At 63.6% G+C, this 16886-nt stretch carries 21 protein-coding genes; 17 read left to right on the top strand and 4 right to left on the bottom strand.

Going from position 1 to position 16886, the window contains the following annotated elements:
- Positions 1 to 3 precede the first annotated feature (3 nt).
- Both AC3ANQ_RS18525 and AC3ANQ_RS18520 read right to left on the bottom strand, forming a co-directional pair.
- On the bottom strand, positions 4 to 1062 hold the full coding sequence (locus AC3ANQ_RS18525) for an iron ABC transporter substrate-binding protein (RefSeq protein WP_488302383.1): 1059 nt from the start codon (positions 1060 to 1062) through the stop codon (positions 4 to 6).
- A gap of 178 nt (positions 1063 to 1240) precedes the next feature.
- On the bottom strand, positions 1241 to 1813 hold the full coding sequence (locus AC3ANQ_RS18520; protein WP_488302382.1) for a Chromate resistance protein ChrB: 573 nt from the start codon (positions 1811 to 1813) through the stop codon (positions 1241 to 1243).
- A gap of 191 nt (positions 1814 to 2004) precedes the next feature.
- Here AC3ANQ_RS18520 and AC3ANQ_RS18515 point away from each other — a divergent pair, with 191 nt between their 5' ends.
- The 8 genes from AC3ANQ_RS18515 to AC3ANQ_RS18480 all read left to right on the top strand — a co-directional run bounded on the left by AC3ANQ_RS18515 (position 2005) and on the right by AC3ANQ_RS18480 (position 7743).
- Positions 2005 to 3111 (top strand): COG4280 domain-containing protein, encoded by a 1107-nt coding sequence (locus AC3ANQ_RS18515; RefSeq protein WP_488302381.1) that lies wholly within the window; start codon positions 2005 to 2007, stop codon positions 3109 to 3111.
- A gap of 156 nt (positions 3112 to 3267) precedes the next feature.
- The gene (locus tag AC3ANQ_RS18510) at positions 3268 to 3522 is read left to right on the top strand and encodes a flagellar FlbD family protein (RefSeq protein ID WP_488302380.1); all 255 of its coding nucleotides are present in this window, start codon (positions 3268 to 3270) and stop codon (positions 3520 to 3522) included.
- Positions 3523 to 3525: 3 nt separating this feature from the next.
- The gene (locus AC3ANQ_RS18505) at positions 3526 to 4353 is read left to right on the top strand and encodes a motility protein A (RefSeq protein ID WP_488302379.1); all 828 of its coding nucleotides are present in this window, start codon (positions 3526 to 3528) and stop codon (positions 4351 to 4353) included.
- Positions 4350 to 5144: an OmpA/MotB family protein gene (locus AC3ANQ_RS18500; protein WP_488302378.1), complete on the top strand. Its 795-nt coding sequence runs from the start codon at positions 4350 to 4352 to the stop codon at positions 5142 to 5144. Before AC3ANQ_RS18505 ends, AC3ANQ_RS18500 begins: the two co-directional genes overlap by 4 nt.
- A 71-nt stretch (positions 5145 to 5215) precedes the next feature.
- Positions 5216 to 5707, top strand: a complete 492-nt coding sequence (locus AC3ANQ_RS18495) for a helix-turn-helix transcriptional regulator (protein ID WP_488302377.1) — start codon at positions 5216 to 5218, stop codon at positions 5705 to 5707.
- Positions 5708 to 5717: 10 nt separating this feature from the next.
- A complete protein-coding gene (locus tag AC3ANQ_RS18490) occupies positions 5718 to 6128 on the top strand; it encodes a VOC family protein (RefSeq protein WP_488302376.1) in 411 nt (136 codons plus the stop codon).
- 190 nt (positions 6129 to 6318) lie between these two features.
- Positions 6319 to 7020: a GAF and ANTAR domain-containing protein gene (locus AC3ANQ_RS18485; protein WP_488302375.1), complete on the top strand. Its 702-nt coding sequence runs from the start codon at positions 6319 to 6321 to the stop codon at positions 7018 to 7020.
- 9 nt (positions 7021 to 7029) lie between these two features.
- The gene (locus AC3ANQ_RS18480; RefSeq protein ID WP_488302374.1) at positions 7030 to 7743 is read left to right on the top strand and encodes a GAF and ANTAR domain-containing protein; all 714 of its coding nucleotides are present in this window, start codon (positions 7030 to 7032) and stop codon (positions 7741 to 7743) included.
- Between the two features lie 59 nt (positions 7744 to 7802).
- On the opposite strand, the gene AC3ANQ_RS18475 is transcribed toward AC3ANQ_RS18480, so the two are convergent.
- Entirely contained in the window at positions 7803 to 8063 is a 261-nt protein-coding gene (locus AC3ANQ_RS18475; RefSeq protein WP_488302373.1) for a hypothetical protein, read from the bottom strand.
- Positions 8060 to 8482 carry a hypothetical protein gene (locus AC3ANQ_RS18470; RefSeq protein ID WP_488302372.1) on the bottom strand — a complete coding sequence of 141 codons (423 nt, stop codon included), beginning with the start codon at positions 8480 to 8482 and terminating at the stop codon, positions 8060 to 8062. Before AC3ANQ_RS18470 ends, AC3ANQ_RS18475 begins: the two co-directional genes overlap by 4 nt.
- Before the next feature lie 145 nt (positions 8483 to 8627).
- Between AC3ANQ_RS18470 and AC3ANQ_RS18465 the strand changes: the two genes are divergently transcribed.
- The 9 genes from AC3ANQ_RS18465 to AC3ANQ_RS18425 are packed head-to-tail and all read left to right on the top strand — an operon-like array spanning position 8628 to position 16885.
- Positions 8628 to 9524 carry a flagellar motor switch protein FliM gene (locus AC3ANQ_RS18465; RefSeq protein WP_488302371.1) on the top strand — a complete coding sequence of 299 codons (897 nt, stop codon included), beginning with the start codon at positions 8628 to 8630 and terminating at the stop codon, positions 9522 to 9524.
- Positions 9521 to 10267, top strand: a complete 747-nt coding sequence (gene fliN, locus AC3ANQ_RS18460) for a flagellar motor switch protein FliN (protein ID WP_488302370.1) — start codon at positions 9521 to 9523, stop codon at positions 10265 to 10267. The genes AC3ANQ_RS18465 and fliN overlap by 4 nt, the downstream gene beginning before the upstream one ends.
- Entirely contained in the window at positions 10268 to 10840 is a 573-nt protein-coding gene (gene fliO, locus AC3ANQ_RS18455) for a flagellar biosynthetic protein FliO (protein WP_488302369.1), read from the top strand. It abuts the gene before it with no gap.
- A gap of 32 nt (positions 10841 to 10872) precedes the next feature.
- Positions 10873 to 11691, top strand: coding sequence for a flagellar type III secretion system pore protein FliP (gene fliP / locus AC3ANQ_RS18450; protein WP_488302368.1), 819 nt, complete (start codon positions 10873 to 10875; stop codon positions 11689 to 11691).
- Positions 11691 to 11966, top strand: a complete 276-nt coding sequence (gene fliQ / locus AC3ANQ_RS18445) for a flagellar biosynthesis protein FliQ (RefSeq protein WP_488302367.1) — start codon at positions 11691 to 11693, stop codon at positions 11964 to 11966. The genes fliP and fliQ overlap by 1 nt, the downstream gene beginning before the upstream one ends.
- A 1-nt stretch (position 11967) precedes the next feature.
- Complete coding sequence (locus AC3ANQ_RS18440) at positions 11968 to 12726, top strand: flagellar biosynthetic protein FliR (protein ID WP_488302366.1); 759 nt, start codon at positions 11968 to 11970, stop codon at positions 12724 to 12726.
- Positions 12726 to 13853: an EscU/YscU/HrcU family type III secretion system export apparatus switch protein gene (locus tag AC3ANQ_RS18435; RefSeq protein WP_488302365.1), complete on the top strand. Its 1128-nt coding sequence runs from the start codon at positions 12726 to 12728 to the stop codon at positions 13851 to 13853. Before AC3ANQ_RS18440 ends, AC3ANQ_RS18435 begins: the two co-directional genes overlap by 1 nt.
- A gap of 55 nt (positions 13854 to 13908) precedes the next feature.
- On the top strand, positions 13909 to 15957 hold the full coding sequence (locus AC3ANQ_RS18430) for a flagellar biosynthesis protein FlhA (protein WP_488302364.1): 2049 nt from the start codon (positions 13909 to 13911) through the stop codon (positions 15955 to 15957).
- On the top strand, positions 15935 to 16885 hold the full coding sequence (locus AC3ANQ_RS18425) for a hypothetical protein (protein ID WP_488302363.1): 951 nt from the start codon (positions 15935 to 15937) through the stop codon (positions 16883 to 16885). Before AC3ANQ_RS18430 ends, AC3ANQ_RS18425 begins: the two co-directional genes overlap by 23 nt.
- Position 16886: the final 1 nt, after the last annotated feature.

The following is a 16886-nucleotide window of genomic DNA, read 5'->3' as shown; positions in this document are numbered from 1 at the left end:
GAATTACAGCAGTCCTGCCTTGGTCATCAGGTCGGTGACCTTTGCGGAGTTCAATTTGGCCGGGTCAACGGTGGGAGCCTGAAGATCCTTGATGGGAATGAGTTTAGCGTTGGAGTCCACCTTGGAAGCGATCGCGTACTCGAAGGAGGTGCCGTTCTTGAGGACTTCCTGGCCTTGCTTGCCGGTGATGAACTTGATGAACGCCTGGGCAGCCGCAGCGTTCTTGGAGGACTTCAGCACGCCGCCGCCGGACACGGACAGGAAAGCGCCCGGGTCCTGGTTCTTGAAGAAGTACGGGGTGACCTTGTTGGAGTTCTCGCCGGTCTTGGCCTGGTCGCCGTAGTAGTAGTAGTGGTAGATCAGCGCGGCGTCGACTTCGCCGGCGTTGACTGCCTTCATGGCGGTGCTGTTGCCCTTGTACGCCTTGAAGTTGTCCTTCATGCCATTGAGCCACTCGGTGGTGGCTGCCTCGCCCTTTTGTTCGAGCAGGGCGGCAACAATCGCCTGGAAGTCAGCGCCGGACGGGGAAGCCGCCCACCTGCCCTTCCACTCCGGTTTGGCCAGATCCAACATGGACTTGGGCAGCTTGTCGTCACTGATCTTGTTCTTGTCGTAGACCAGAACGGTGGAGCGGGCTGCGATGCCGGCCCACTTGTTGGTTGAAGGGCGGTACTCAGCCGGAACCTGGTCCACAGTGGCCTTGTCGATGTCGGCGAAGAGGCCGGCGTTCTCAACCTGGGCCATGGCGGGGGAGTTCTCCGTGAGGAAAACGTCGGCCGGTGATGCCCCGCCTTCTTGGACGATCTGGCTGGAAAGCTCGGTATCGGTACCCTGGCGGATGGTGACCTTGACGCCGGTCTCCTTGGTGAACGCGTCCACCCATTCTTTGGTGAGAGTGTCGTGTTGGGCGTTGTACACCGTGATTTCGCCAGCCACTTTGGCGTCAGTGGAGGCAGAGCCCGTGGCTGCGGAGGATGCGGTGCCGTTGCCGCAGGCGGCCAGGCTGAGGGCTGCGGTGGCGGCGAGTGCGATGCCGGCCAGCGCATTTGCGCGAATCTTCATGAGGGCTTCTTTCTGCGAGCAAATCCTGGGGAGCCCGGGGGAAGAAAGTGCGGGCTCACAGGTTGAAACTTTAGGTTAGCCATACCTAAATTTCCATCCAGATCACCTGATCGTGACGGGAATCACATGTATTACGCAAGGTTTGCGTGACCTAATACGCGAATGGTGGATGTGCTGCTTAGTGGGCCTCGGATTCTTCTGAGTAGACCCTGCCTGCGTAGTCCTCCAAGGCCTGTGCGCATTGGGCCAAGGCGGCATCCGCTTCGGTGGAGCCGGGCGCCTGGAAGGTATCGCGTGCCCGGATTTTGGCGAGCCAGTTGACGAGTTTTGTGTAGTCGACTTCGTTCTCCTCGAGCTCGGCATACGTGAAGTGGTTGGCCTGGTATTCCTTCTCGATCCCAGCGAGAAAATCCTTGCAACGGTCAACGATCTCGTCGTACTCATCGGTGCGCGCCGATTGGTAGAGGCTCAGGATATGGGAATCGCCTGCGATGACGGTGGAAGACATGAGAATGGCCGTGCCGGGCATATCAAGGATTTCGTGGCGCAGTTTCTGCAGTGCGCGTTCCGCGGCAGGAGCCTTGGGGAGAGCGGCGATCGAGTTTTGCAAGTAGACGGCGCCCAATCCTTTGAGTCGCCGCCACACCGCTGCGCGCAGCCGGGTGGGCTCGGAGGGGACGCGGTAAACGAGGATCAGCCATTCGGCTGCCCCGCCCGCGTCCGGATTGTCGGTCGATTCGGCAGGGCGCATGTTCGGATTCTATCTGCCGCCTCTCCAAGGTCCTCGTTTGCCTTTGCGGAAGGGCATGGTGGGCAAGCTTTGAAAGCCCTTAGCTTTTCATTCACCAGAACAGTAGACTCTGTTATGTGCGTAGAGTCACCATCAATAGGTTGATGATCTAACAGCGGTTACATTTACGCCTCCGAAAGAGAGCGACACCCTTGAATACCACTGCATTGCTCCTGTCCGTCTTCCTGGCCTGCTTGGTCGAAGCCGTGGAAGCCGCCACGATCGTTCTGGCCGCGGGGACTGCGCGCAACTGGCGCTCGGCCCTCTCCGGCGTCGGCGCGGGCTTGGTGGTGCTGGCCGCCGTCGTCATCGTTTTCGGACCCGCGATCGCCCTGATTCCTTTGGATTTCCTGCGCGTCATTGTCGGGGGACTCCTGCTTGTCTTCGGGCTCCAGTGGATGCGCAAGGCCATCCTGCGCGCCAGTGGCCACAAGGCCCTGCACGACGAGGATGAGATCTATCGGCGTGAATTTGCCGCGGCACAGGCCGCGACCGGCGTGTCCCGCTTTGGGGTCAGCGACTGGTACGCCTTCACCCTTTCCTTCAAGGGCGTCCTGCTCGAAGGACTGGAAGTTGCGTTCATCGTTGTCACCTTCGGCAACATCCAGGGCCAATTGGGGCTGGCGGCGTGGGCAGCGGCAGTGGCAGTTGTCCTGGTAGCCGTTGCGGCGATCATCGTTCGCGGACCCCTTTCCCGGGTGCCCGAGAACACCATGAAGTTCATCGTGGGCATCATGCTGACAAGCTTCGGCATCTTTTGGGGCGCCGAGGGTGCCGGGGCCGTTTGGCCCGTGGCTGATATTTCCCTCCTGGTCATCATTCCAGGGCTCGCCGTCATCGCCTTGGCGATCGTGGCGCTGCTTCGCCGCCGTCCGTCGAGGTTCACGGTTGCTACGGTGTCCGTGCCAAACCAGCCCGCCCTGGGATTCGCTGGTGGTATTCCCTTCGGTGGTTTTCAGGTGGGAGCATCCTTGGAGTCCGGTGATCCAGAAACAGCCCAGACCCGCACGGTGGCCGCGGAGACTGCCCTCGACGGTCCGCGCAAAACCTCCGCGGTGGAATCGCTGAAACGCTTCGGCTTGTTCTGGTACGACTTCATCATTGGCGATGACTGGAGGGTAGCCCTTGCCGTAGCCGCATCCTTCGCAGCCACTGCCGCACTGAGCTCCGCAGGCGCCGGAGGCATCTGGTGGATCGTTCCCGCCGTCGCCGTTTTGACTCTTCCCATGGCGCTTTCCCGCTTGGTCCGAAAGTCCTGACCGCGGATGGTGAACTTGGGCTGATGGGCTGATGGGCTGATGGGCTGACTGGAGCGACGCAGTTCGGCGGCAAGCTAACGCGGGCGGGCCTCCGGCCGACAGTAGGAACTGAACCGCCCCCCTACAGCGCCTTCCTACCTAAAGCAGAAACGGCCCATGATCGTTGTCACCCGCCTGAACGGCACCCGCTTTGCCGTGAATCCGGACATCATTGAACGGATCCACGAAAGCCCGGACACCCACCTGGTGACCCTCGACGGCGCTGCTTACGTAGTGCGGGAGAGCCTCGCCGAGGTGGTGGAGCTGATTGCGAATTACCGCTCCTACATCCTCCGGCGGGCACAAGATCTCCCCACAGTGACGGGCTATCCCTTGAGCCTCGTGCGGACACCGGACCCGGACGGAAGGTAGGCCATGGATCCCTCAACTATCATCGGCCTGTTCCTGGCCTTCGGCTCCGTGGTCGCCATGGTGACCCTTGAAGACGCCAACCTCATGGCGCTCCTGCTTCCCGCGCCCATGGTCCTGGTTTTCGGTGCCACCTTGGCCGTAGGCCTGGCCGGGAACACCTTCCTCGACACCATCCGGGCGTTCAAGGACTTGCCCAAGGCTTTCAAAGGCAAGACCGACAAGCCACAGGACAGCATCGACCAGCTGATCGGCTTTGCCGAGAAGGCCCGCAGTGAAGGGCTGCTCTCCCTTGAAGAAGCAGCCGCCCAGGAGAAGGATCCGTTCCTTGCCAGGGCCCTCCAGAACATCGCCGACGGCACCGATGCCGAAGAGTTGCGCATCCTCATGGAAGACGAGATCGACACCAAGATGCGCAGCGACCACGTCTCTGCAAAATTCTTTGCCAGCCTGGGTGGATACGCACCCACTATCGGCATCATTGGCACGGTGGTGTCGCTGACCCACGTCTTGGAGAACCTTTCCTCGCCTGACCATCTGGGACCCATGATCGCCTCGGCATTCGTGGCTACCCTCTGGGGTTTGTTGTCCGCGAACTTCATCTGGTTGCCTTTCAGCTCGCGGCTCAAGCGCCTGTCCGAGTTGGAAATCGAACGCATGACGCTCCTGATGGAGGGCATGCTGGCAGTGCAGAACGGGACCCAACCGCTACTGCTCGCCGAGCGGCTCCGGGCCATGGTCCCGGCAGACAGGCTCGGCAAGGCAAATTCCGCAAAGAAGAGCGACGACGACGGAGGCCGCCCCGGCAAATTCGCTTCGTCCAAGGCCGCATGAGGTCCCGGCGCCGGCGCGGTTCACCTCCGGCGGCGGAGCACGTCGACGAACGCTGGATGGCTTCCTACATGGACATGGTCACCGTGCTTATGTGCATGTTCATCGTCCTGTTCGCCATGTCCAACGTGGACCAGACCAAATTCGATAAGCTCCGGAATTCGCTGGCCACGGGCTTCGGCACTGTGGCCAGCCAGAAGGTGGACACAGCCACAGGCACCGTGGTTCCGCCTGAGTTCACCCACGCCGACGCCCAAGGATTCTCTTCCCTGGACCTGGCTCTCAAGGAAGTGGACCGGCTCACCGCTTTGCGTGACGACATGAAGTCAAAGCTCGACGCCGCGGGGCTGGGGGCCAATGTGCAGTTCCAGATCGGCGAACGCGGACTCACCGTGAAACTCGTAGGATCACAGACCTTCTTCGAACCCGACCGGCCGGAGCTCACTGCCCGCGCCAGCCAGGTCCTTGGCACCATTGCCCCCGCCATGGTCAGCGCCGGCCTTGAAGTCATGGTGGAAGGCCACGCCGCCAATGGAATCACCTCCTATCCCTCTACGTGGGAGCTTTCCTCCGCGCGTTCCGTCAATGTCCTCAGGTACCTCGTGGACCATGGGGGGATCCCGGCAGGCCACATTGGGGCGGTCGCGTTCGGCTCGGCCCGGCAGGTCAACGACGACTCTACCGAGGCGCTGATGGAGCTCAACCGCCGCGTCGACGTCGTCGTACTCTCGGACAAACCCGAAGTGGTCCGCGCCCTGATTCCCGAGGCACTCAAGGCGAGAGCGGGCCAGTAGGCCCGCACGGCCGGTGCGGGACGACGTCGGGCTCCGTGGAAATGGCCAGCGTGCCGAGGTACGCTCGTGGCATGACCCCGGAGGATCTTGCCAGGCTCACATACTTGCGCCGGGCCCGTGACCTGATCGACCGCGAGTACGCAAAGCCCCTCGACGTGCCGACCATGGCCAGCCACGCCTACATGTCACCCGCGCACTTCTCGCGGCAGTTCCGGGCCACTTACGGCGAGACCCCCTACAACTACCTCATGACCCGCCGGATCGAGCGGGCGATGGCGCTCCTGCGCGGCGGAATGAGCGTCACCGACGCCTGCATGGAGGTCGGTTGTACGTCACTTGGCTCCTTCAGTTCGCGGTTCACCGAACTCGTCGGGGTGCCTCCCAGCACCTACCGCACCCGCGAGCACCTCGCAGTGGCCGCAATGCCGGCGTGCGTGGCGAAGATTCGCACGAGGCCCCGCCGGAACGAGCAACCTGCCTGGAACGAACAGCCCGTCCGGCAGGAACCTGGCCGGAAAGAAGAGAGCAGGATTCAAGAAGCGCTCGCCGTCGTCGCGGACTAGCGTCGTTGCCATGACTATTTCACTGCAGTACTCACACATCACTGTCAACGATCCCGACGAGGCACTCACCTTCTACCGGGATGCCCTCGGCCTCGAGGTGCTCAACGACGTCGCACAGGGCGGATTCCGCTGGATCACGCTCGGCAGCACGGCCCAGCCTGGTGTTGAAATCGTGCTTTCCGAACCGCACGCGGGCCGGTCCAAGGCGGACGGCGATTCCCTCCAGGAGCTGCTCACCAAGGGCGTCCTGGGGCCCATTGTCTTCCGCTCGGACGACGTCGATGGGCTCTTCGAGAAGGTCAGGGCGTCCGGCGCGGAGGTCATGCAGGAGCCAATCGACCAGCCATGGGGTCCCCGCGACTGCGCCTTCCGGGATCCTTCGGGCAACATGGTAAGAATTTCGCAGGCACCAGCGGCCTAGGCAACCGCTCGACCAATCCCTGACCTGCATGCCCGGGCATGATGGGTCTATTCTTAGCGGTGAAGAGCAGCTGTTCCGGTTCCGCGCGCAACCGGATTCTGCCGCACAGGATGATTCGGGGATCTGAGGCTCACCATGGAAGCTGCACAAGCCGCTCTAGAGTTCTCCGAGTTCCGCCAAGGCATGTTCCATGGTTGACTCCGGCGTTGGAGCGGGAGCTTCCGGTGACGCCGACCTGTGCACACCGTTTCTGAGTCAGCTACCAGTGAGCGGTGCTGCCGTGTCCATGTTCGGCGGGGCCACGTCGGAGACCCTTGTGTGCGCGAGCAATAAGCTGGCGGCCAGGCTTGATGAGCTGCAGTTTGATTTGGGGGAAGGTCCCAGGTGGGAAGCCTTGCACACAAAGCTCCCGGTGCTGGTCCCCGATGTCCGTGACCCACATCCGTATTCGTGGCCGGTTTTTAGCAAAGCAATCCTGGAGACCGAAGCTGCGGCGCTGTTTGTGTTCCCGCTGACAGTCGGCGCTATGGATCTGGGGGTTGTGGAGCTCCACCATACGGAACCGGGGAGCCTGAGCTACGCCGATTACACGACGGCGTCGGTACTCGCCGGCCAGACGGCGTGGCATTTGTTGCGACGGGTCCTGGTGGTGAATTCGCCCGACACGGACCCCGCCGTGGAAACCGCGCTGATGTCCCGGCGGGAAATCCACCAGGCCACAGGAATGGTCCTGGCACAATCGGGGAGTTCCGCCGCGGACGCACTTTTGTTGATGCGCGCCCACGCGTTCGCGCATTCACTGTCATTGCGCGAAACAGCCGATGCGGTGCTGCAGGGCCGCCTGAGTTTTGCCTCGGGGAACGACGCGCACGGCAGTCGTGGTCTGCAGTAATATGGCGACATGGTGACGATAAGCCGTGCCGAGCGCGTCAGCGCGGCCTTCGTAAGGATCACGAACACGTTGGTTGCTGACTACGACGTGCTGGCCTTGCTCCATGCGCTTGTCGAGGCATCTGTGGATCTGCTCGATGCCGCCGCCGCAGGGTTGTTGCTTGCCGATCCCCACGGCGAGCTGCAGGTCCTTGCCTCCACCAGCGAACGAAGCCAGCTTGTTGAAATACTTCAGCTGCAGGCGGGCTCCGGTCCTTGCGTCGAGTGCTACCGGACAGGAGCACTGGTGGTCGTGGAGGACATTCGCGCCTTGAGCGGCCAATGGCCAGATTTCCAGGCGGCCGCCCTGTCACAGGGATTCCGTTCCGTCCACGCTGTACCGATGCGCGTTCAAGGCAGGACCATCGGAGCCATGGGCCTTTTCGGCGAACATTCCGGCGCCCTCACCCCGGAGGACGTTGCCATCGGCCAAGCGCTGGCAGACGTTGCGACCATCAGCATCCTGCAGGAACGCACCATCCGCGAATCGGCGGTGATCAACGAACAGCTGCAGCGCGCCCTGAACAGCCGGGTCCTCATCGAACAGGCCAAGGGGGTCATTGCCTACACTGCCGGAGTGGACATGGAAGAGGCGTTCCGCAGGCTACGCACTTTTGCACGGGCCAACAGCAAGAGTCTGCACGACACGGCGGCGCGCGTCATCGACCGGACCCTGACTCTATAGGCGGCAAAGGCCGTCCAAAGTTCTGGCAGGTCCGGAAGTTCTAGCAGGGCCCTGACGTTTTAGGAGGCCCCGGAGTTTTCCGCTTTCCCGGGACTCCAGGCCGGCCCGTTCTCTTCCATAGTCTCTCCGAAAGGGACTTTGCTGCTGACGGCGACAGTGAAGCTCGAGTGCCCGTGCCTTGTCACCAAAATCCCCTGCTTGCCATCTTGCATAGCGTGCATGAGCGCTGCGTCCACTGCGGAGTTCAGATCCTGTTCGATCTCGAGCGGGTTATTGGCCTCGACAAAAAACGTCCGTCCGGCCTCAATGGTGCTGATCATCCTGCAGTTCCTGACTCTTTGTTGGTTGCCGGTACGTTAAGGTCCGGTCTTGCGACCGAACGGGTCCGGAGAAATTCTTGGTGGGACGCTAATTCGATGCCCAGCGCCGCCGCCGAGATATCTTCGAGGGCGTCGTTCATCGATTCAAAGGCAGCCAGGTTTCCGGGTTCAGAGGCCTCATCCGCGAATTCGATCGAACGGAACAACGCAAAGCGGGCCACCTTCCTTTTCAGCTCCGCAATGAGCTCCTCGATCTCTGCCAACGGATAATCCCGCCAAATTTCGGAGTCCGGCGCGGCGGAAGGATGCCTGGCGAGAGAAGGGCGGAGGTACTGGCTCGGCGCAGGCGCAACCGCGGCCGGCACGGACGGGTGATGCACCTCCCTGGAGGCGGTGCGGGTATTGGGGTCGCCTGACATGATTAGTGATCTCCTGAAGCGCGCGCCGATAGAAGGCGCTGCCAGGGTCCGGGGCAACACATCAAGCGTAGCCGACATCCAGTCACGCGGAAAGGCTCCAATAATTGCCCTTACGCCCGCCCTTTCCTTGCCGATAGTGGCAACCGTGAGTGAACAGGAAGATCTATCGGCGGGACGGCAGCGCACCGTGGACGTCTACGATTTCCGCAGGCCCACTACCTTGCCGCGCCAGCACAGCCGCGTCCTGGAAGTTGCTTTCGAGACTTTTGCCCGCCAATGGGGAACCCAGCTCACGGCCAAGGTCCGCGTGAAATCCACCGCGACCCTGGAACAGCTCATCATGCAGAGCTATGACGAATACGCGGCTTCCCTCCCCTCCGTTACCTCGATGGTGCTGTGCCGCATTGAAGGCAGCGAATCGCGGCTCGTCATGCAGTTTCCTGCCACGGCGGCCCTTTCTTGGGTGACCCGTATGTTGGGCGGCGGCACCGAGACGGCCGTTTCGGATCGAAAGTTCACCCAGATCGAGCAGGCGCTCATCAGCCGCATGGTGGAAGACGGACTGGAGGACCTGAGCTATTCCCTGGGCGCCCTTCTGACGACTCCGGTGCGCATGGATGTCATCCAGTACAACTCCCAGTTCGCCCAGGCAGCGGCTCCCTCGGAGCTGATGATCGTGGCCTCATTCACCGTCAAGGTGGGCGAAAGCCTGGCCGCTGCCAGTCTCGCGATTCCCGCCGACGTCCTCCTTTCCGGACTCGGCGACGTGAATCCCACTGTCCACAGCCGTGACGCCGAGGCCTTGGTCCGCGCCCAGGTAACCCAAGTGCCGGTAGACATTGCTGTCCAGTTGAGCCCCACTCCGGTGACGCCGGCGCAGATCCTGGGCCTCGCCGTCGGGGACGTCATTCCGCTGCCGCACCTGGAGAACCGGCCGTTCGACGTCGCTATCAACGGCACCCGGCTGGCCACTGCCGCCCCGGCCCGCAACGGCTCACGTGCGGCCGCCGTCATCGTCACAATCGAGGAGAACCAGCGATGAGCATCACCCTGACCCTGCACGAGTCGGCAGCGGAGCGACTGGCCGCCCAGCTGCCGACTCCTGCCGCGCTGCACGTCTCCGGCATAGTCACGTCGCAAGCCGCCGCACCGTACGCACCACTCGCCATCACGGCCACCTTCGTGGGCGCCGTGACCGCGGACTTCGCGCTCATCCTCGTGGACCGGTCCTTCCTCGCCGCGGCCGGCGGTGCCCTCCAAGGTGGATTGCCCGGCGGAGCGGTCTCCGCCGTCGACGTCCTGCGCCCTGCCATGGAACAAGCAGCCGAGGCGTTCGACGCCGGAGTGCTGGGGGAGCTGCGCGAGGAAGATGCCGCAGGGCTGCTCTCCGACTCCCAAACTGCCGTTTTTGAACTGCGGCAGTCCCTGGCCGGCGACGGCGGGCAGACGTTCGGCTGGTTCGCCGTCCGGGTCCGTGAACACGGAACCGTGCAGGACATTCCGGCCGCACGTGCCGGCCAGACCAGTACTGTTTCTTCCCGTCTCGGGCTGATCAGCAGCGTCGAAATGGCCCTCACCGTGGAGATCGGCCGCACCCGCATGTCCGTGCGCGACGCCCTCGCCTTGGAACCGGGCAAAGTGATCGAACTGGACCGCTCGGCCGGCGCACCCGCGGATGTTCTCCTCAATGGCCGATTGATCGCCCACGGCGAAGTTGTTGTAGTGGACCAGGACTATGCTGTGCGGATCACGCGCATCCTCGACGTCGCCGAGGGAATCTACTAGATGGATTCGCTCATCCTCGGGCTGCGTGTGCTCGTTGCCCTGGGTGCGGTGCTGGGCCTCATATGGTTCCTGCAGCGCCGCCTTCTCAAGGGCAAGGGCAAAGGCCGACGCCGGGCCAACACCACCCTGACGGTGGTCAGCCGGCAGACCGTCGGTCAAAAGGCCTCCGTGGTGGTGGTCGACGCAGGGGACAAACGATTCCTTTTGGGCGTCACCGAGCACGCCATCAATGTCCTACACACCAGTGACGTCCCTGTCGAGCTTCCGGAAATCACGACGGCGGAGGCCCGGTTTCCTGGGCCGGCCCCGGTCCCTGCCGAGCGCCGGGAATGGACACCGGAGCGCTCACCGGCACCCGAGAGCTTCGCCGACATCTTCCGCGACGCCAGCGGCGCGCGGCTTGCGGACAACAGGCCCCAAACCGCTGAACCCCAAGCCAGTGGACTCAGGCGCCGCAGCGAGATCCATCGCCGCAATGAGCTGAACAAGGAACCACAACCCCTCCACGGCTCCATTCTTGCCGGTTCAACCTGGCGGCAGGCCGCCGAGGCCATCAGGGGACGCCGCAATTGATCCTGAATTTTGGGACTGTCGATGGCCGCCGCATGGCCAGAATGTTGCTCGCAGTGCTCTGCGTGCTGTTGCTGACGGCCCTGTTCCTGTGGTTGGGCGTGTCCGCCGGCCACGCGGCACCAATCGCGCCGACGCCACCCACCGCGCCCGCGGTGCCCACGGCCCCGGCCCAGCCGTCCGGCGGCAACGTCAGCATCGACATCAACGGACTGGACGGTAAGCCTTCCACAGCCGTGGTGACGCTGATCGGAATCACGCTGCTCTCCGTCGCCCCGGCCCTGCTGCTGATGATGACATCGTTCACCAAGATCTTCGTGGTGCTCGCCATGACGCGCAATGCCTTGTCCCTGCCATCCATCCCGCCTAATCAGGTCCTGGCCGGTTTGGCGCTCTTCCTGTCCCTGTTTGTCATGTGGCCCGTGATCTCGGAGATCAACAACGTCGGAATCCAGCCCTACCTGAACGGGACGTTGGACTTCAACGGCGCCGTTTCTGCCGGGTCCGCACCGCTTCAGCACTTCATGGTGGCCCACACCCGGCAAGAGGACATTGCGCTGATGACCCGCGCGGCCAAATTGGCCAATCCTGCCAACCCGGAATCCGTCCCGCTGCAAACCCTCATCCCGGCGTTCATGATCTCCGAGCTCCGGGCCGCGTTCATCATCGGCTTCGTCATCTTCATCCCGTTCCTGGTGATCGACCTGGTGGTCTCGGCTGCGCTGATGTCCATGGGCATGATGATGCTTCCGCCGGTGATGATCTCGCTGCCCTTCAAAATCCTGCTGTTCATCCTGGTGGACGGTTGGGGCCTGGTGATTACAGCCCTGATCCAGAGCTATTCGAGCGGCTGATGAATACCAACGCAGTCCTGGACATCTGCCTCCAGGCCATGATCGTGGCCGCAAAGCTCGCGGCGCCAGCCCTGGTCACCGCTCTGGTGGTGGGACTGGCCATTTCCCTCCTGCAGTCCATCACCCAGCTACAGGAAGCCACCCTGTCCTTCGTGCCCAAAGCTGTGGCCGTAGCGGTGGCCTTGGTGGTGTGCGGGCACTGGATGATCACGGAGATGGTCTCCTTCACCAACGAGCTCTTCGCCCGGATCCCCGGGCTGATCGGGGGAGGGTGAAGTGGAGCTCCCCATCACCCAATCCGGACTGGAGGTCCTCCTGCTGGCCTCCATCCGGATGACGGCTTTTCTCCTGGTGGCTCCTCCTTTCTCCCACCACGCCATACCGGCACGCATCAAGGCCATGCTGGGCCTCGGCTTGGGACTGGCCGTGTCCCAGCGGCTCTCGGTGGGCTACACCCCCAAGGACACGGCCAGCTTCATCACCGGCGTGGTCCTGGAGCTGGTGACCGGACTGGTCCTGGGCTTCCTGGTTTCCCTGGTCTTCGCGGCTATCCAGTCGGCAGGCAGCCTGCTGGACCTTTTCAGCGGCTTCCAGATGGCCCAGGGCTTCGATCCCCAGATGATGGTCAATGGCGCCCAGTTCACCAGGTTGATGCAAATGGCCGCGCTCGCGCTCCTCTTCGCCTCTGACGGCTACCAATTGGTGATCGGCGGCCTGACCGGGAGTTTCACCGCGTTGCCGCTGGCCGGAGGAGTGGACCTGGCACAGCCTGTGCAAGCCATGGTCTCCGCTGTCACGGGAATGTTCCTTTCGGCGGTGCAAATCGCCGGGCCCCTGCTGGTTGTCCTGGTGCTCGCCGACATCGGACTAGGCCTCCTCACCCGCGTTGCCCCCGCCCTGAACGCCTTCGCCATGGGGTTCCCGCTCAAAATCTTCATCACCCTGGCGCTCGCCGGGTTCCTCTTCCTGGCCCTGCCACGGCTCGTGGCCATGCTCGCCGAACAAACGGCAAACACGCTGATGGGGGTGGGCTGATGTCGGATTCACAGGAAAAAACCGAGCAAGCCACTGACAAACGAATGCGGGAAGTCCGTTCCAAGGGGCAGCTTTCCCGTTCGCAGGACCTCACCGCCTGGCTCGCCGTCGGTTCCGCCGCAGCCATGATTCCATCGACTATCGAGCGGGCCTCCAACGCCGCGGCGGACCAGCTGTTCAGCGTCCGCAGTGCGATTGCCCACCCCGAGCCCGCCAAAGCGGTCGCAGCCCTTGAAGCCGGGTTCGGTTCCTTGGCCCAAGTGTTGGGACCCTTGTTCGTGGTGGTCATGGTGGTGGTCCTGGCCGGATCAGCGCTGCAGGGCGGCATCCACTTCAAGAAGTTCCGGGCAGAGTTTGAGCACTTCAACCTGGTTAGTGGAGTCAAACGGATCTTCGGCGGCCAGGCCCTGTGGGGCGGCCTCAAAGCGCTGCTGAAGACCGCCGTCGTCGGGCTTGTCTTGTACGCGGTGGTGCAGGGCCTCATCCCCGTGCTGCTTACCGCCGGGGGCCTGCCGGTGTCCGGCGTCCTTTCCGCGGCGGCAGGCGGCATCGGGTCCGTGATCCAGTTCGCCGTGTTTGCTGGCCTGGTACTGGCGGCCGTAGACATCTTCGTCGTCATGCGCCGCAACCGCAAGAAGACGCGCATGTCCAAGAAGGAAATCAAGGACGAAAACAAGAGCAGCGACGGCGATCCCCTGATCAAGTCGCAGCGCCGCTCGCGCCAACTGACCATGAGCCGGAACCGCATGATCGGCGCCATCGCAGACGCCGACGTCGTTCTCGTCAACCCGACGCACGTCGCCGTTGCGTTGAAGTACGACGCCGGCAAGGCGGCACCGCGCGTTGTGGCCAAGGGAGCGGGGGTCATCGCTGCCCGCATCAGGGAAGAGGCAGAAGCAAAATCGGTTCCGATGGTCCAGGACATCCCGCTGGCGAGGGCGCTGCACTCGGCCTGTGAGCTGGGCCAGGAAATCCCCGTGGAGCTGTACCGGGCCGTGGCGGGAGTCCTGGCGTTCGTGATGTCGCTCAAGGCCAGGGGAGCGGCACGCGGGATGCACCGTATGCCGGGTGTTGCCGGGGCCGTTGCGGGAGCCGTTCCCGGCGCACCGGCAGGAGCCTCCGCTTGAGTCCCAGCATCCAAGCCATGACCAGTAGCCACTCCACCCCGGACAGGACACAGCAATGAACAACAGATTCGCAAGGCTTACCGTGCCGGTGGGAATCGTGGGCATCGTTCTGCTGCTGGTGGTTCCCGTGCCCGCGCCGCTGCTGGATTTCCTGATCGTCTGCAACATCCTGCTGGCCCTGCTGATCCTGCTCACCAGCATGTTCGTCAAGAAGCCGCTGGACTTCTCGGTGTTCCCGTCCTTGCTGTTGGTTGCCACCCTGTTCCGGCTGGGGCTCAACGTCGCGTCCACACGGCTGGTTCTGGGGCAGGGCTTCGCCGGACAAGTGATCGACGCCTTCGGCAAGGTCACTGTGGGCGGTTCCATGATCATCGGTGCCGTGGTGTTCCTGATCCTGGTGGTCATCCAGTTCGTGGTGGTCACCAAGGGCGCCGAACGCGTGGCCGAGGTGGGGGCAAGATTCACCCTCGACGCCATGCCCGGCAAGCAGATGGCCATCGACGCGGACCTCAACGCCGGCCTCATCACGGATGCCCAAGCCCGCAGGCGCCGCGCCGAGGTGTCCGCCGAGGCCGATTTCTACGGTGCCATGGACGGCGCCTCGAAGTTCGTCAAGGGCGATGCCATCGCGGGCATCATCATTATCATCATCAACTTCGTGGGCGGCATCGCCATCGGTGTGCTGCAGCGCGGCATGAACGTGGGCGACGCACTGAACTCCTACGGACTGCTGACAATGGGCGACGGGCTCGTCACGCAGATCCCGGCCCTCCTCATGGCTGTTTCCACGGGCATGATCGTCACCCGGTCCAATGCCGAGGAGGACATGGGCCGCACGGCGTCCTCGCAGCTCATGCAGTCGCCCAACGCGATGCTCATCGCAGGACTTGCCGCAGTAGCCATGGCGTTGATCCCCGGCATGCCCATCCTGCCGTTCCTGCTGGTGGGCGCCTTCCTCCTGTTCGCTTCCCGGCGCTTGGCAGCGCAGCAAAAGAAGCAGCTCGAGGCACAGGACGCCGAGGACGCGGCCAGCCTGATCTCCGAAGAAGACCCCAACGAGCGGCTCATGCAGGACATGCGCATCCACCCTGTCGAGATCCTGTTGGCTCCGGACCTTGTGGACATGGTCTCCGGTGCCTCGGACGATCTCCTGGCCCGGGTGCGCTCACTGCGCCACAAGATCGCCATGGAACTGGGGATCGTTATCCCGCCCGTCCGCACGCGCGACAACGTGGAGCTGCCCCCGGCGAACTACGCCATCCGTATTGCCGGCGTCGAAGCGGGACGTGGCACAGCGCCGTCGGGCAAGTTGCTCGCCCTCGGCGACTACCTTGATGCCCTGCCGGGCATCTCCACCGTGGAACCGGTCTTCGGGCTGGCCGGAAAGTGGATTCCCACGGAAATGCGGCACAGCGCCGAAATGACCGGGGCAACCGTGATCGACCGGGTTTCCGTGTTGGTGACGCATTTGTCATCGATCGTCTCCGCCAACGCCGCACGGCTCCTCACCCGCGAGGACGTCCGCGTGCTGACGGAAGGCGTGCGCAAGCAGAGCCCTGCCGCCGTCGAGGAGCTCATCCCCGGTCTGATGTCCCTTGCCGAAGTGCAGCGGGTATTGCAAGGCCTCCTCGAAGAACAGGTTCCCATCAACGACCTTCCGCGGATTTACGAGGCACTCGCCCTGCGTGCCAAGGTTTCCACCGAACCCGAGGCATTAGTGGAAGCCGCCCGGCAATCCTTGGGACCCGCGCTCGCAGCCAAGTTCCTGGACGGCGCGGTGCTCAATGTGATCATGATCGATCCGCTCCTGGAACAGTCCATGCTCGAGGACATGCGCCCGGCGGAAGGAGGCACCCAGATTGTCATGAGCCAAGCGCGCCTGGACGCCGTCCTTGCCTCCGTGAAGAGTTCTGTGGAAACAGCGGCGGCTGCCGGACGGCAAGCCGTTTTGGTGTGCGCCCCGGCGTTGCGGCCCGCTGTCCGGCGGCTCGTCGCGGCTCCCGACGGCGGCGTCCCCGTGCTGTCCTACCGTGAAGTGACGTCGGCCAACATCCAGATCGAAACCGTGGGGGTGGTCCGCCATGCCGAAGCAATACAAGCTTAAGGGCGCGTCCTTGGAGGTCATCCGCGAGAAGGCCGAGCAGCAGTACGGGCCCGGGGCGCGGATCGTCTCCGCCGAGAAGGTCACCAGCCCGGGAATCGCCGGGCTCTTCGCCGCCAACCGCTACGAGGCCACCATCGAGGTTCCCGAAGAGGGTTCCACCCACCTCGGCGGGGCAGGGCACGCGCTGCAGGGGCCCGCCATCGCCGCGCTGCTTGAGCAAGCCGATGCGGCTGAAGTGGACCTCCACCGGCCAGCGGCAGCCGTTTCGACCGGCTCGCCGGATTTCGCAGGACTCTTGGAGCAGCTGGGAAAGGAGTTCCAGGCACCGGCAACTGAACCGAGGCCCCAAGGGATGCTGACCGCATTGCCGGCCGCCGTCGTCGGGCAAGCTGTCCCGGCGCTAGCATCCGTCCCGGTGCCAGTTCCATTAGCCGGCAGCGGCAACCTCATCATTCTGCTGGGCCTCGGTGACGACGCCTTGGGCCCCGCGCTGGAGATGTCGATCTCGGAGGGCGGCTCCGACGTCCGGACGGCGGGGGAGTTGACCGCGTTCGGGCACCTCCACGTGGCGGGGCGGCAGGGCGCGACGGCGGCCCGCGCCCAGGCGGTGCTCACTGGCCAAACCGTGCTTGTGGCGTATGGACTCGGCCGGCCAAGCGAAGCCGTGACGCATGCGGCACACATCGCCGGCCTCGCCGCAGACCAACTGTGGTTGGTTGCCGACGCCAGACAGAAGGCGGAAGACACGCAGGCATGGGTGCGGGCACTTTCCGCAGCCTTGGCCGCCGAGCGGTCTTCGCTCGATGCACTGGCCGTTTTCGGTGCGGCGGAGACCGCCAGTCCGGAGACTGTCAACGGACTCGGTCTTCCCATCGGCTGGGTGGACGGCAAGCCCGCCCGCATCGGGGTGTTTGGAAAGGTAGATTGAG

The sequence above is a fragment of the Arthrobacter sp. DMZ02-1R genome, from assembly GCF_057747935.1.
This window is presented reverse-complemented; position numbering and strand designations above follow the sequence as displayed.

Coding starts and splice junctions, on each gene's coding strand:
- AC3ANQ_RS18475 (WP_488302373.1), bottom strand. CDS start 8,063: ATGATCAGCACCATTGAGGCCGGACGGACGTTTTTTGTCGAGGCCAAT.
- AC3ANQ_RS18490 (WP_488302376.1), top strand. CDS start 5,718: ATGACTATTTCACTGCAGTACTCACACATCACTGTCAACGATCCCGAC.
- AC3ANQ_RS18495 (WP_488302377.1), top strand. CDS start 5,216: ATGACCCCGGAGGATCTTGCCAGGCTCACATACTTGCGCCGGGCCCGT.
- AC3ANQ_RS18470 (WP_488302372.1), bottom strand. CDS start 8,482: ATGTCAGGCGACCCCAATACCCGCACCGCCTCCAGGGAGGTGCATCAC.
- AC3ANQ_RS18435 (WP_488302365.1), top strand. CDS start 12,726: ATGTCGGATTCACAGGAAAAAACCGAGCAAGCCACTGACAAACGAATG.
- AC3ANQ_RS18425 (WP_488302363.1), top strand. CDS start 15,935: ATGCCGAAGCAATACAAGCTTAAGGGCGCGTCCTTGGAGGTCATCCGC.
- fliP (WP_488302368.1), top strand. CDS start 10,873: ATGGCCAGAATGTTGCTCGCAGTGCTCTGCGTGCTGTTGCTGACGGCC.
- fliO (WP_488302369.1), top strand. CDS start 10,268: ATGGATTCGCTCATCCTCGGGCTGCGTGTGCTCGTTGCCCTGGGTGCG.
- fliQ (WP_488302367.1), top strand. CDS start 11,691: ATGAATACCAACGCAGTCCTGGACATCTGCCTCCAGGCCATGATCGTG.
- AC3ANQ_RS18505 (WP_488302379.1), top strand. CDS start 3,526: ATGGATCCCTCAACTATCATCGGCCTGTTCCTGGCCTTCGGCTCCGTG.
- AC3ANQ_RS18520 (WP_488302382.1), bottom strand. CDS start 1,813: ATGCGCCCTGCCGAATCGACCGACAATCCGGACGCGGGCGGGGCAGCC.
- AC3ANQ_RS18510 (WP_488302380.1), top strand. CDS start 3,268: ATGATCGTTGTCACCCGCCTGAACGGCACCCGCTTTGCCGTGAATCCG.
- AC3ANQ_RS18480 (WP_488302374.1), top strand. CDS start 7,030: ATGGTGACGATAAGCCGTGCCGAGCGCGTCAGCGCGGCCTTCGTAAGG.
- AC3ANQ_RS18430 (WP_488302364.1), top strand. CDS start 13,909: ATGAACAACAGATTCGCAAGGCTTACCGTGCCGGTGGGAATCGTGGGC.
- AC3ANQ_RS18525 (WP_488302383.1), bottom strand. CDS start 1,062: ATGAAGATTCGCGCAAATGCGCTGGCCGGCATCGCACTCGCCGCCACC.
- AC3ANQ_RS18485 (WP_488302375.1), top strand. CDS start 6,319: ATGGTTGACTCCGGCGTTGGAGCGGGAGCTTCCGGTGACGCCGACCTG.
- AC3ANQ_RS18500 (WP_488302378.1), top strand. CDS start 4,350: ATGAGGTCCCGGCGCCGGCGCGGTTCACCTCCGGCGGCGGAGCACGTC.
- fliN (WP_488302370.1), top strand. CDS start 9,521: ATGAGCATCACCCTGACCCTGCACGAGTCGGCAGCGGAGCGACTGGCC.